Source organism: Micromonospora sp. NPDC050686 (genome assembly GCF_040654475.1).
In the GTDB taxonomy this organism is placed as follows: Bacteria; Actinomycetota; Actinomycetes; order Mycobacteriales; family Micromonosporaceae; genus Micromonospora.
The window spans coordinates 1-13,028 of the sequence record NZ_JBFAID010000061.1 but is presented as its reverse complement, the minus strand read 5'-3'; the positions used below and the strand labels follow the sequence as shown (position 1 = coordinate 13,028).

Below are 13,028 nucleotides of genomic sequence, written 5' to 3'. Positions count from 1 at the left end.
CCATCCTTCTCCGAATCGCTCCGACTCGAAAGCCCCTGTCACAGAATCTTGTTCGGATCTCTTGCTTGAGATGCGGCTGATGTTCGACGCTTCCGACCATGACGACCTTGGACACCCGAGCCGTGCACGCCGGACGCGACGACCTGTCCGCCCTCGGGGTCCACGTCCCACCCATCGACCTCTCCACCACCAACCCGCTGCCCGGCGTCGAGACCGGCGGCGACGCCTACGAGACCCTCGCCACCGGCGGCACCATGGCCGGCGCCGCCAGCGCCGTCTACCAGCGGCTCTGGAACCCCACCGTGGCCCGCTTCGAAACCGCGCTCGCCGAACTCGAAGGCACCACCGACGCCGTCGCCTTCGCCAGCGGCATGGCCGCCCTCACCGCCGCCCTGCTCGCCGCCACCCGCGACGGCAGGCGGCACGTCGTCGCCGTCCGCCCCCTCTACGGCGGCACCGACCACGTGCTCGCCACCGGCCTGCTCGGCACCGAGGTCACCTGGGCCCGCCCGGACCAGGTCGCCGCCGCCGTACGCCCCGACACCGGCCTGGTCATCGTCGAGACCCCGGCCAACCCCACCCTCGACCTGGTCGACATCGCCGCCCTCGCCGCAGCCGCCGGGGACACCCCGCTGCTCGTCGACAACACCGTCGCCACCCCCGTGCTCCAGCAGCCCGCCCGGCACGGCGCCACCCTGGTGCTGCACAGCGCCACAAAGAGCATCGGCGGCCACGGCGACGTGCTCGCCGGCGTCATCGCCGCCGACGCCGAATGGGCCAGCCGGCTGCGCCAGGTGCGCGCCGTCACCGGCGCGATCCTGCACCCGCTCGGCGCGTACCTGCTGCACCGCGGCCTGCAGACGCTGCCGCTGCGGGTCCGCGCCCAGCAGGCCGGCGCGGAGAAACTCGCCGCCTGGCTCGCCGAACACCCGGCCGTCGAGCGGGTCCACCACCCCAGCGCGCACGACCCGGCCGGGCTGGTCGGCCGGCAGATGTCCGGCACCGGCAGCCTGCTCGCCTTCGAGGTACGCGGCGGCGCGCCCGCCGCGGCGGCGGTCGCGGACGGCTGCCGACTGATCACCCACGCGGTGTCGCTGGGCGGGGTCGACACGCTCATCCAGCACCCGGCGTCGCTCACCCACCGCCCCGTCGAGGGGGAGGCCAAGCCGTGCGGCGGGCTGCTGCGGGTGTCGGTCGGCCTGGAGGACCCGGAGGACCTGCGCGCCGACCTGGCCCGAGCGCTCGGGGCGATCTGAGGACCGGCGGTCAGGCCGGCTTGCGGCATGTCGGGGGGTCCGCGCGCCGAAGGTGCTCCTGCTGCGCGGCCCGGTGGGTGCTGACAGGCCGCCTTGCGGCAGATCGGGGTGCCGCGCCTGCGACCGATCAGGACTTCGGGCCGACGTGGCGGTCGAGGGCGGCGACCGCCTCGCGGCGGGCGACCGACAGGCAGTTGCGGCGGTTCATCCGCCAGGCGATGCCGAGCAGGTCGAGGCCCCACTGGCAGAGGCCCATGATGTCGGTCGACTCGTTGGTGAACATGTAACGGGGATAGGTGTACTGCTTGCCCCGCACGGTGACCCGGTTGGCGATGCGGCAGCCGTCGGAGTGGAAGAGGCCGCGCAGGAAGTCACCAGCGTGCGGCTGAATGATCTTCCGCTGCCAGCCGGTCAGGATGATCTGTCGCTCGTGCTTCTTGCCCGGACCGTGCTGGGGAAGAAGGCAGGGCCAGTGCATTCCGTAGCTCTGCACCCCCACGCAGCCTTGCTTCTGGACGCGTTGCACGGAACCTGCCAGCACCGCCCGCATAGCCTCGTCGCACCGGTCGATCAGGTCTGGCCAGGCGTTGGAGCAGAAGATGCGGAGGACCGGCACGCGCGCTGTGGTGACGAGGTGGCCGTCACCCAGGTACAGCCCTAGCAGGTAGGAGTATTGGGCTGGGTCGGGCGGGGCCTCGACCTCTGGCCGGCAGCGGAAGCAACGCGAGGCGGTGACCGCTTGCTTAGGCTCCGGTCGATCTTTGCACCAGTGCCTGACGGTGGGGTAGGAAACGCCGACTGCGCGGGCTGCTTCGGCCACAGTTGCGCCGGCCAGGTAGAGGCGGCGGGCCCGGGCGCGCGTCTCGGGTGGGTGCACGCACGCATCTTCGAACGGCTGTATGACAGTTTGTGCCCCCGGTGGGACTCGAACCCACACTTTATGCAGTTTGAGTGCATTGCCTCATGCCAGTTGGGCTACGGGGGCGTTCCGCAATCCGACATCGTCAGACTACCCACTACGCTAAGGGCGGCGACACCCGGCACGGCGGTGTCGGGCCTGAACTGGTGGGAGTGGCTCGTGGCCGAGACGCAGACGGATGCCGAGCGCAGGCGGGTGTTGATCGCCGAGGACGAGGCGCTCATCCGACTGGACCTGGCCGAGATGCTGGTCGAGGAGGGCTACGAGGTCGTCGGCGAGGCCGGCGACGGCGAGACCGCCGTCCGGCTGGCCGAGGAGCTGAAGCCGGATCTGGTCATCCTCGACATCAAGATGCCGATCATGGACGGGCTGGCCGCCGCCGAGCGGATCGCCGGCGCGCGGATCGCCCCGGTGATCATCCTGACCGCGTTCAGCCAGCGGGACCTGGTCGAGCGGGCGCGGGCCGCGGGCGCGATGGCATACCTCGTCAAGCCGTTCCAGAAGAGCGACCTGGTCCCGGCGGTGGAGATCGCCCTGTCCCGCTACTCGGAGATCGCCGCGCTGGAGGCGGAGGTGGCCGGTCTCAGCGACCGGCTGGAGATCCGCAAGACGGTCGAACGGGCCAAGGGGGCCCTGATGACCACGTACGGGATGACCGAGCCGCAGGCGTTCAAGTGGATCCAGCGCACCGCGATGGACCACCGGATGACCATGAAGGAGGTCGCCGAGCGGATCCTGGCCGAGACCGCCGGCGGGGAGGTGGCGCAGCCGACCGCCTGACTCGGCGTACGCCCGGTCGCGGTGACTCCCGCGGACCGGCGCGGATCGATAGCATCCGGGGGTGTTCCCTCGGCGCTCGCTCGCGGTGCTCGGCGTCCTCGCCGTGTTGGTGGCCGGCTGCGATCCCGCTCCGGGCGGTGACGACGGCGCGCCCGAGCCGGTCCGGCCGGCCTGGCGCGAGTTGACCCTGCCCGTGCCGTCGGGCCCGGCGGGCCGGTTGATGGTGCGGGACGCGGCGGCCTGCGGCGGCCGGTGGTACGTGGTGGGCGGGGTCGGTGACGACGCCGGTGAGACCCGCCCGGCGGCGTGGTCCAGCGTGGACGGTGCGACGTGGACCGCGATGGCCTTGCATCCGCGGACGTACTACGGCGAGCGGCATGTGTTCTACTCGGCGGCCTGCCGGGACGGTCGGGTGGCGCTGCTCGGCGCGAAGCGCGGCGGCGCGCACGCCAACCCGCGGACGAGCAGTTGGCGGCAGTTGCCGGACGGCTCGCTGGACGAGGTGATCGCGCCGTTCGACCTGTTCGGCGGCCCGTACGCGGTGGACGTGGCGCGGATGGTCGCCGGCGGGCGGGGCTGGTTGATCACCGGCAACCGGACCAGCGGCGCCGCGGTGTGGGTGTCGCCCGACTCGGCCCGGTTCACCCTCGTCGAGCGGGAGCCACAGCTCGCCTCGGACGATGCGGGTGAGACGTGGAACTTCGACGCGGTGGAGACCGTCGCCGGCTGGCTCTCGGTCGGTGGGATCGTGCCTCCCGGCCGGGTGGACCGCGACCCGCTGGCCTGGGTCTCGCGGGACGGGGTGGCCTGGCGCCGGGTGCCGGTGCCGGGCGGGCCGGAATACGACGAGTTGCAGCGGGTGGTGGCGCTGGACGGCCGGCCGGTGGCGGTGGGGCTGCGGGGCCGCGCGTTCGGGGCCTGGCGGGCCGACGGCGACCCGGCCGGGGCGTGGCGGGCGGCCGGCGGGTTCGGCCGGCCGCGGGCCGACGGGATCCCGGGGGTACGGGGACTGGCGGTGGCCGGCGGTACGATCTGGGCGGCCACAACGGACGGCTTCGCGCACGCGGTGTGGCGGTCGGTGGACGGCGGTGACGCCTGGCGGCCGGTGGCGCTGCCCGGGCCGGCGCCGGCCGGGGCGGAGCGGGCGGTGGCGCTGTTCGGCGTGGGGGCCGATCTGCTGCTGCTGATCGACGACGGTGAACGGGGCCGCGTGTTCCAGGCGCGTTTGACCGATAGATGAGTCTGGCGTGTGACGGAACCGGACCTATCTACGCTCTTGTTCGTAACGGTTTGGCAAGCCTCGCTCGCAGGTCTTCCGGAGCCATTTGCTGCTCCAGTACGCTCCGCCATCACGAGCCGTAACGCGGGTGTGCGGATTCTCACCGGGCGTCGGCAGTGTGACGAGCACGACCGACCGCTCACCGGTTCCGGCGTGCCCGCGATCTGGAGGAGGTCAGAAAGCCGTGAGGCGTAATTACGTACGGGCGCTGGGCGCCGTGGGGCTGGCCGCGGCGATGTTCGCCGCGGCTGGGTGCCAGGACTCGGGCGGCGGCAGCGGCGACAACGCCGCGGGTGGCGACAACAAGTGCGGCGGCAAGGTCGCCATCTTCGGCGCCTTCACCGGTCCGAACTCGGGCCTCGTGCTGCCGTCGCTGAACGGCGCGAAGCTGGCCTTCAAGCAGTTCAGCGAGAAGAACCCGGACTGCAAGGTCGAGCTGAAGGACTTCGACACCACGGGTGACCCGACCCAGGCCACCCCGGTGGCGAACCAGGTCGCCCAGGACCAGTCCTTCGTCGCGGTGATCGGTGGTCACTTCTCGGGTGAGACCAAGGCGACCATGCCGATCTACGAGGCCGCCGGTCTGGTGATGGTGAGCCCGTCGGCCACCGCCGCCGAGCTGACCACGGCCGGCAACAAGGCGTTCCACCGGGTCGTCGGTAACGACGCCACCCAGGGCGCGGCGGCCGTGACGTACCTCAACGATGTGCTCAAGCCGAACAAGGTCTTCGTGATCGACGACGGCCAGCCGTACGGCTCCGGCATCATCGCCGAGGTCAAGAAGGGCATGGGCGCGAAGGTCGTGGCCAGCGACAAGGTGCAGACCGACCAGACCAACTTCGACGCCACCATCTCGAAGATCAAGGCGTCGGGTGCGGACGCGATCGCCTACGGCGGTTACACCAACGAGGCGGCGCCGCTGCTCAAGCAGGCCCGCGCGGCCGGTGTGACGGCCAAGTTCCTCGGCTTCGACGGCCTCTACGACCCGGGCTTCCCGGCCGGTGCCGGCGCGGGTGCCGAGGGCGCGATCGTGACCTGCCCGTGCCTGCCGGCCACCGAGGCCGGTGGCACCTTCGCCGCCGACTACGAGAAGGAGTTCGGCCAGGCGCCGGGTTCCTACGGCGCTGAGGGCTTCGACGGCGCGAACGTGCTGCTGGACGGCTTCAAGGAGGGCAAGACCACCCGCAAGGACATGCTGGCGTGGGTGGACTCCTACGACAAGCAGGGCGTGTCCAAGTACATCAAGTTCGACGACGCCGGCGACGTGGAGAAGTCCAAGGTCGTGATCTGGGCCTACGAGATCAAGGGCGGCCAGATCGTGCCTCAGCAGGAGATCAAGCTCAGCTGAGCCGGATCCGTGAATGCGGCCGGGGGGCCTGGCGGTCCCCCGGCCGTACGCGGGTAAAAGAGGAGATTTCGTGAACTTCGATGAACTCTTCGGGCATCTGGGTCAGCACACGGTGGACGGTTTGGCGAAGGGCTCGATCTACGCCCTCGTCGCACTGGGCTACACGCTGGTCTACGGTGTGCTGAGGCTGATCAACTTCGCCCACGCCGAGGTCTTCATGGTGGGCACCTTCACCATCGTGGGTGTGTGGAGCCTGATGGGTGCGACCGACTCGCCGCCGCTGGGCACGTTGATCCTGCTGCTCGTGGCGGGACTGCTCGCGGCCGCGGCGGCCTCCGGCCTGACCGCGGTGGCGGTGGAACGGGTCGCGTACCGCCGGCTGCGGCGGATGAACGCGCCGCCGCTGATCTTCCTGATCACCGCGATCGGCCTGTCGCTGGTGATGTCCGAGGCGTTCGGCCTCTGGCAGGGTCGGCTGGTGGTCGGCATGCCGACGGTGCTGGAGCGGCGGGTCGTCTTCTCCATCGCCGGCACCGACGTGACCAACACCCAGCTGCTCACCGTCGTCGCCGCGCTGGTCATGATGGCCGGGCTGGACATGTTCATCAACCGCACCCGGTACGGCCGGGGCGTGCGGGCGGTGGCGCAGAACCCGGACACCGCCGCGCTGATGGGCGTCAACAAGGACCGGGTGATCGCGCTGATCTTCCTGCTGGGCGGCCTGCTGGCCGGCGCGGCCGCGCTGTTGTGGGCGGTCCGCTACGGCAACACCAAGTTCAACGTCGGCTTCATCCTGGGCCTGAAGGCGTTCACCGCGGCGGTGCTCGGCGGCATCGGCAACCTGCGCGGCGCGCTGCTGGGCGGTCTGCTGCTCGGCGTGGTCGAGGTGTACGCGGCGACGTTGACCTCGTCCAACTGGGAGGACGTCGCGGCGTTCGTGGTGCTGGTCGTCGTCCTGCTGTTCCGCCCGACCGGCCTGCTCGGCGAGTCTCTGGGGAGGGCACGCGCATGACCACCACTCAGAAGCGGCCGCTCGACGGCTTGCGCAACGTCACCCACGGCATCGGCGACCGGTTCCGCGCGCTGCCGAAGTGGCAGCGCGCGCTGACCTTCCTCGCCTTCGTGGCCTTCCTGTACTACCTGCCGCTGCTCGGCATCCCCGGCCTGACCTGGCTGCGGACCGACTCGATCGAGGGCGGCAACAACTGGGCGGGCGTGCTCTTCATCTGCGCGGTGTACGTGCTCATCGCGATCGGCCTGAACGTGGTGATCGGTCTGGCCGGCCTGCTCGACCTGGGCTACGTCGGCTTCTTCGCCGTCGGCGCGTACAGCGTGGCACTGTTCGGTTCGACGCAGTCGCCGGTGGTGAAGGCCCTGCAGGCCCAGTTCGACATGCCGGAGAAGTGGGCGGTGACGTGGGCGATCTGCATCCCCATCGCCATCGCGCTGACCCTGGTCTCCGGGGTGATCCTGGGTTGGCCGACGCTGCGGCTGCGCGGCGACTACCTGGCCATCGTGACGCTCGGCTTCGGTGAGATCATCCGGATCGTGGTGCGCAACGTGGCCTGGTCCGGCGGTCCGGCCGGGGTCGCCGGGATTCCCGGTCCGGAGGGTCCGCCGTCGGCGGACAACACCGTCTTCGGTCTGATCGACGCCAAGCCGTGGTACTGGCTGGCGTTGACGGTGGTGCTGGTGCTGGTGTTCGCGGTGCGGCGGCTGGAGAACAGCCGGGTCGGCCGGGCCTGGCTGGCGGTCCGCGAGGACGAGGACGCGGCCGCGGTGATGGGCGTGTACCCGTTCAAGTTCAAGCTGTGGGCGTTCGCCATCGGCGCGGCGCTGGGCGGCGTGTCCGGCGCGCTGTTCGCCAGCCGGCAGGGCTTCATCGAGCCCAACCAGTTCAACGCCCAGCTGTCCATCCTGTTCGTGGCGATGGTGGTGGTCGGCGGTGCCGGCAACATGGCCGGTGTGGCGCTGGGCGCGTTCCTGCTGGCGTACCTGCCGGAGCGGTTCCGGGACTTCTCCGAGTGGCGGTTCTTCGCCTTCGGCCTGGCGCTGGTGCTGGTGATGCTGCTGCGTCCGCAGGGCCTGATCCCGAGCCGTCGGCGGGCCCGTGAGCTCAAGGACCGTGCCGAGGAGGTGCCGGCCAGTGTCTGACCAGAAGCCCGACGTGACCCCCGCCAAGCAGGCGGATCCGGAGGAGATCCAGGCCGACCAGCAGCCGGATCTCGACGAGATCAAGCTGGGCGGCCCGATCCCGCGGCAGCGGGAGGTGCTGCTCGACGTCGACCACGTGACGCTGAGGTTCGGCGGCGTGACCGCGCTGGACGATGTGAGCTTCAGCCTCTACCAGGGTGAGATCCTCGGTCTGATCGGCCCGAACGGCGCCGGCAAGACCACCTGCTTCAACGTGATGACCGGCGTCTACCGGCCGACCTCCGGGGCGGTCCGGTTCGCCGGGCAGCAGGTGACCGGCCGCAAGCCGCACCAGATCAACCGGCTGGGCATCGCCCGGACGTTCCAGAACATCCGTCTCTTCCCGGAGATGACGGCGCTGGAGAACGTCATGGTGGGCACCGACTCCCAGCACCAGACCAGCGTGGTCGGCGCGCTGTTCCGGCTGTACCGCAAGCGGGTCAAGCCGCACGAGCTGCCGGTGGTCGACTCGACCAACGGCGTGGTGCGGACCTGGCAGCAGGTGCGCCGGGCCAGCGCGAAGGTGTTCGGCATCTCCCGGCACACCCTGGAGGAGCGGGCCGGTGAGCGCAAGGCGCTCGAGCTGCTGAAGTTCGTGGGCATCGTGGGCCGGGCCAATGAGCTGGCCCGCAACCTGCCCTACGGCGACCAGCGGCGCCTGGAGATCGCCCGGGCGCTGGCCACCGAGCCGAAGCTGCTCTGCCTGGACGAGCCGGCCGCCGGCTTCAACCCGGCGGAGAAGGAGGAACTGCTCCAGCTGATCAGGCGGATCCGCGACCTGGGCTACACGGTCCTGCTCATCGAGCACGACATGCGCCTGGTCATGGGGGTCACCGACCGGATCGTGGTGTTGGAGTTCGGCAAGAAGATCGCCGAGGGTTCACCGGCGGACGTCCGGGACGACCCGAAGGTGATCGCGGCCTACCTGGGGGAGTCCGCAGATGCTGCTTGAGATCGAGAACCTGACCCTGGCGTACGGGCGGATCGAGGCGTTGCACTCGGTCAGTCTGCACGTCGACGAGGGCGAGATCGTGGCCCTGATCGGCGCGAACGGCGCCGGCAAGACCACCACGATGCGCGGCATCTCCGGGCTGCTGGCGGCCCAGACCGGGACGGTCCGGTTCAACGGTGAGGACATCACCAAGCTCCGCGCCGACCTGCGGGTGGTGCGGGGCATCTGCCAGGCGCCGGAGGGCCGGGGCATCTTCCCGGGCATGACGGTGCTGGAGAACCTGGACATGGGGGCGTACACCCGGCGGGACCACGCCGGCATCGCCGCCGACCTGGAGCGGGTGCTGACCCTGTTCCCGCGGCTGCGGGAGCGGCGCAAGCAGGCCGGCGGCACGCTCTCCGGCGGTGAGCAGCAGATGCTCGCGGTCGGCCGGGCGCTGATGAGCCGGCCGAAGCTGCTGCTGCTGGACGAGCCGTCGATGGGTCTGGCGCCGATGGTGATCCGGCAGATCTTCGACATCATCACGGAGATCAACCAGCAGGGCACCACGATCCTGCTGGTGGAGCAGAACGCCCAGCAGGCGCTCTCCCGGGCCCACCGGGGTTACGTGCTGGAGACCGGCCGGATCGTCAAGGAGGGCACCGGCCAGGACCTGCTGCACGACCCGTCGATCAAGGAGGCGTACCTCGGCGTGGCGTGAGGCACGGGTGGTGTCACGGCCGGTCCGCCGGCCGTGACACCACCGCCCCGCTCGCGCCGTCGCGCAGCCGCCGGGGGTCGACCACCGCCACCACCCGCTCCGCGGGCAGGTAGCCGAACATCCGGGAGTCGACGCTGTCCGCCCGGTTGTCACCCACCAGCACCACCGTCGCCGGTGGCACCACCCGGCCCGGGACGAGAACCGAGTCGCCGCCGAGGTCGGGGGTGACGTCGCCGGGCACCGCCGCGACCCGCTTGACGAGGTACGGCCCGGGCTGGCCGGCCGGGTCCCCCGGTCGGGGCGGCCGACGGAACACCACCACGTCGCCCACGGTCACCGGCCGGCTGCCCGCCCGGCGGGCCAGCACCCGGTCGCCCGGCAGCAGGGTGGGGCTCATCGACGGCCCGTCCACCGCGACCAGCAGCCACCGGCGACGCCCCTGCCGGAACCCGAGCAGGGTGGCGCCGGTGAGCCCGAGCACGGACAGCAGCCACCACATCCGGCGCCGCCTAGGTCCGGTCCGCGCCGGGGCCGGCGACCAGCTCGCCGGCGCCGTCGCGGTAGCCGGCCGCCTGGAGCCGGAACAGTTGCGCGTACGCCCCGTCGGCGGCCAGCAGGCTGTCGTGGTCGCCGTCCTCCACGATCCGGCCGCCCTCCAGGACGACGATGCGGTCGGCCAGCCGCAGGGCGTTGAGCCGGTGGGAGATCAGCACCGCCGCCCCGCTCCCGCCGAGGGACCGGAGCCGCCGGTGGATGTCGTGCTCCGCCCGGGCGTCGAGCCCGGCGCTGGGTTCGTCGAGCACGAGCAGGTCGCGCTGGCCACGCAGGAGACCCCGGGCGAGGGCGAGGCGCTGCCACTGCCCGCCGGAGAGCAGCACCCCGGTGCCGGTGTCCGCCCGGTCGCTCTCGTCCACGAACAGCCGGGTCAGCTGGGTGTCGTAGCCGTGCGGCAACGCCTCGACGGTGTCGTGGACCCCGGCCTGCCGGGCCGCGGCGACCAGCCGTTCGCGCCGGTCCAGGGCGTCGCTGTCGCCGACGCCGATGTTCTCCGCGGCGGACAGGTCGTAGCACATGAAGTCCTGGAACAGCGCGGTGATTCGTCGCCGCAGGTCGTCGACGCGCAGCTCGCGCAGGTCGACCCCGTCCCAGAGCACCGCGCCCCGGTCCGGGTCGTAGAACCGGACGAGCAGCTTCACCAGGGTGCTCTTGCCGGCGCCGTTGAGCCCGACGAGGCCGACGGTCTCGCCCGCCCGGACGAACAGGTTGACCCCGCGCAGGATCCACGGCTGGTCGTCGGCGTAGCGGAACCAGACGTCGCGCAGCTCGATGCCCTCGCGCAGCCGGGGGACGGGCCGCCCGCCGGCCCGCTCGGGCTCCGGCGCGGGCGCGGTCAGGTCCCGGTAGTGGGTGAAGATCAGCAGGCCGTGGTGGGCGGTGGCGAAGCGGCCCAGCGAGCCGCTGACCGCCGCCTGCACCGCGCCGACCGCCGCCACGAAGACGGCGACGTCGCCGACGCTGAGCGTGCCGGCGCGCGCGGCGAGCACCGCCCACACCAGGCCGGCGCCGGCGGCGAGGGCGCCGAGCACGGCCAGCGCCACCTGGGCCACCAGTTGCCGGCGCTCCAGGCGGCGGTGCGCCGCGTTGATCGACCGGAGTTCGGTGAGCATGCGCCGGTGGAACAGCCCGGCGAGGCCGAACAGCCGGACCTCCTTGGCGGCGGCCAGCCCGGTGAGCAGGTCGGCGTAGAAGAGTTGCCGGCGGGTGGCGGGGCTGACCCGCCAGAGCAGCCGCGCCCGTTGCCGGGACAGCGACAGTTCGGTGCGGGCGGTGGGGATCGCCGCGAGGGCGACCAGCGCGACCATCCACGGGTTGAGGCCGGCGAGCACCAGCGCGAACCCGCCGACGGTGATCACGCTGCGGACGAGTTCGAGCAGCCCGCCGGCCAGCAGCACCGGGCTGCTCCGGCCGGCCTCCTCGGCCAGCCGCAGCCGGTCGCGGAAGGCGGGATTCTCCAGCTCCCGCAGGCCGGTCATCCGGTTGAGCGCCGCGTAGAGCCGGGACTGGGCCACCACCGCCGCCTCGCGGTCCCAGTTCGCCTCCACGTACCGGGCGAGGTGCGGCAGGGTGGCGACGCCGACCCCGGCGGCGGCCAGGCCGAGGGCGAGGCCGACGAGCGGGCCCCGGGCCGAGTCGTCGGCCGCGATCCGGTCCAGCACGAGCTTGGTCAGCACGCCCAGCGCGAGGGGCGCGAGCCCCCCGGCCACCGCCAGCACCACCTGCGCGAGGGCGAGCCCGGGCGCGGCGCCGACGGCCAGCCGCAGCGCGGCCAGCGCCGTGCCGAGGGTCGCCCGGGGCTCCTGGCCGGGGCCGTTCACGCCGCGGTCAGCCGCGGCAGCCGGTCCAGCCCGACCCCGCTGTCCCGGACGGTGCCGTCGGCGTCGAGCAGGACCCACGCCGGGAAGGCGCCGATCCGGAAGGCGGTGCTGACCGGGCTCGGCCCGGTCTCGACCACCACCCGGGCCACCGGCGCCAGCTCCCGGACGAAGTTGTCGGCCTGCGCCTCGTCGCCCTGGACGACGGCGACGGTGCGGGCCCGGCCACCCGGGCTGTCGGCCGCCTGCCGGACGAAGGTGGGCAGCTGTTCCACGCAGGCGTCGCAGCTGGTGGAGAAGAAGCCGATCAGGGTCGCCGGGTTCGCCGCGTCGTCCAGGACCGTGCCGTCGAGGTCGTACGCGACGAACGGGTCCGGCCGGTCGCCCGCGACCGGCACGGCCCCGGTGAAGTCCGGGCCCGGCGGGGACGTCGGGGTGCCCGGGTTCTCCCGCAGCCGGCGGATGACCGCGAGGGTCAGCAGGAGGTTGACGAGGGCGGTGGCGCCGACCAGGACCAGGCCGGCCACGACATAGATCATCTTAGCTCCTCAGGGTGTCAGGCGCCCGTCCGGCGGGCGTGAGCAGGGCGGCGACGTCGTCCATCCGGGACACGAGCAGGCCGAGCAGGGCGCCGGCCGGCACCGCCACCGCGGCGGCCGCGACCGTCGGCGCCGCCGGGGCGGCGGTCGCGGCGCCGACGGCCGCGAGACCGGTCAGCGCCAGGTCCCGCGCCAGGTGCCGGCCGGCGACCAGCCTGCCGCCGGGGCCGAAGCAGGCGCACCGGACCGCCCGGCCGCGGGTCAACGCCCAGCCGGTGCCGGCGGTGAAGCAGGTCAGCAGGGCGGTGGCGGCGAGCCACCCGAGCCAGGCCGACCGGGGTACGGCCAGCAGCCCGGCCACCGCCAGCTCGGCCGCCGGCACGGTGACCGCGACCGCGCCCCGCGCGCGGGGCGGCAGGAAGGCGTACCCGTCCAGGGAACGCCGGAAGTCGCGGTGGTGCCGGCGGCTGCGGAGCTTGCCGATCGCGGCGAGCAGCAGCACGGTGGCCAGCAGCGACCGGACGCCGAGCAGGAGCGGGGACACGCGGTCACCTCCGGGTCGGGGTGGGCGGGGTGCGGCCGGGGCCCCCGGGGGGGGGGCCCCGGCGGGGGCGGGGGTGCAGAAGAAACGGGGGGGGGGGGCGGGGCGGGCGCCGGGGAGGCGAGAGCGACCCGCAGGTAACACCACCA

At 72.6% G+C, this 13,028-nt stretch carries 13 protein-coding genes, 1 tRNA gene and 1 pseudogene; 8 read left to right on the top strand and 7 right to left on the bottom strand.

Going from position 1 to position 13,028, the window contains the following annotated elements; translation table 11 throughout:
- Window positions 1-98: 98 nt before the first annotated feature.
- Complete coding sequence (locus AB0H57_RS28025) at window positions 99-1,256, top strand: PLP-dependent aspartate aminotransferase family protein (protein WP_357511516.1); 1,158 nt, start codon at window positions 99-101, stop codon at window positions 1,254-1,256.
- 127 nt (window positions 1,257-1,383) lie between these two features.
- Here the strand turns inward: AB0H57_RS28025 and AB0H57_RS28020 are convergent, their stop codons facing one another.
- The 3 genes and pseudogenes from AB0H57_RS28020 to AB0H57_RS28010 all read right to left on the bottom strand — a co-directional run bounded on the left by AB0H57_RS28020 (window position 1,384) and on the right by AB0H57_RS28010 (window position 2,241).
- Window positions 1,384-1,872, bottom strand: a complete 489-nt coding sequence (locus tag AB0H57_RS28020) for a hypothetical protein (protein ID WP_357511552.1) — start codon at window positions 1,870-1,872, stop codon at window positions 1,384-1,386.
- Between the two features lie 153 nt (window positions 1,873-2,025).
- Window positions 2,026-2,133 (bottom strand): annotated as a pseudogene (locus AB0H57_RS28015) (helix-turn-helix domain-containing protein); the annotation flags it as partial.
- A 33-nt stretch (window positions 2,134-2,166) separates the two neighbouring features.
- Window positions 2,167-2,241: transfer RNA gene (locus AB0H57_RS28010), tRNA-Leu, on the bottom strand.
- 93 nt (window positions 2,242-2,334) lie between these two features.
- On the opposite strand from AB0H57_RS28010, the gene AB0H57_RS28005 reads away from it, so the two are divergent.
- The 7 genes from AB0H57_RS28005 (at window position 2,335) to AB0H57_RS27975 (ending at window position 9,427) form a co-directional block, all read left to right on the top strand.
- A complete protein-coding gene (locus tag AB0H57_RS28005; protein ID WP_357511514.1) occupies window positions 2,335-2,955 on the top strand; it encodes a response regulator in 621 nt (206 codons plus the stop codon).
- Window positions 2,956-3,016: 61 nt separating this feature from the next.
- Window positions 3,017-4,195, top strand: a complete 1,179-nt coding sequence (locus tag AB0H57_RS28000; protein ID WP_357511512.1) for a hypothetical protein — start codon at window positions 3,017-3,019, stop codon at window positions 4,193-4,195.
- A 223-nt stretch (window positions 4,196-4,418) separates the two neighbouring features.
- Window positions 4,419-5,582 carry a branched-chain amino acid ABC transporter substrate-binding protein gene (locus tag AB0H57_RS27995; RefSeq protein ID WP_357511510.1) on the top strand — a complete coding sequence of 388 codons (1,164 nt, stop codon included), beginning with the start codon at window positions 4,419-4,421 and terminating at the stop codon, window positions 5,580-5,582.
- A gap of 70 nt (window positions 5,583-5,652) precedes the next feature.
- A complete protein-coding gene (locus AB0H57_RS27990; protein ID WP_357511508.1) occupies window positions 5,653-6,594 on the top strand; it encodes a branched-chain amino acid ABC transporter permease in 942 nt (313 codons plus the stop codon).
- The gene (locus AB0H57_RS27985; RefSeq protein ID WP_357511506.1) at window positions 6,591-7,736 is read left to right on the top strand and encodes a branched-chain amino acid ABC transporter permease; all 1,146 of its coding nucleotides are present in this window, start codon (window positions 6,591-6,593) and stop codon (window positions 7,734-7,736) included. Before AB0H57_RS27990 ends, AB0H57_RS27985 begins: the two co-directional genes overlap by 4 nt.
- Window positions 7,737-7,821: 85 nt before the next feature.
- A complete protein-coding gene (locus tag AB0H57_RS27980) occupies window positions 7,822-8,727 on the top strand; it encodes an ABC transporter ATP-binding protein (protein WP_357511550.1) in 906 nt (301 codons plus the stop codon).
- Entirely contained in the window at window positions 8,717-9,427 is a 711-nt protein-coding gene (locus AB0H57_RS27975; RefSeq protein WP_357511505.1) for an ABC transporter ATP-binding protein, read from the top strand. Before AB0H57_RS27980 ends, AB0H57_RS27975 begins: the two co-directional genes overlap by 11 nt.
- Before the next feature lie 13 nt (window positions 9,428-9,440).
- Here AB0H57_RS27975 and AB0H57_RS27970 read toward each other — a convergent pair whose 3' ends face one another.
- From AB0H57_RS27970 to AB0H57_RS27955, 4 genes are read right to left on the bottom strand one after another with little or no spacing between them, the layout of a single operon-like run.
- On the bottom strand, window positions 9,441-9,926 hold the full coding sequence (locus AB0H57_RS27970) for a S26 family signal peptidase (RefSeq protein ID WP_357511503.1): 486 nt from the start codon (window positions 9,924-9,926) through the stop codon (window positions 9,441-9,443).
- Between the two features lie 10 nt (window positions 9,927-9,936).
- Entirely contained in the window at window positions 9,937-11,802 is a 1,866-nt protein-coding gene (locus AB0H57_RS27965) for an ABC transporter ATP-binding protein (protein WP_357511501.1), read from the bottom strand.
- Window positions 11,799-12,338: a TlpA disulfide reductase family protein gene (locus tag AB0H57_RS27960; protein ID WP_357511499.1), complete on the bottom strand. Its 540-nt coding sequence runs from the start codon at window positions 12,336-12,338 to the stop codon at window positions 11,799-11,801. Before AB0H57_RS27960 ends, AB0H57_RS27965 begins: the two co-directional genes overlap by 4 nt.
- 1 nt (window position 12,339) lies before the next feature.
- Window positions 12,340-12,882, bottom strand: coding sequence for a MauE/DoxX family redox-associated membrane protein (locus AB0H57_RS27955; RefSeq protein WP_357511497.1), 543 nt, complete (start codon window positions 12,880-12,882; stop codon window positions 12,340-12,342).
- Window positions 12,883-13,028 lie beyond the last annotated feature (146 nt).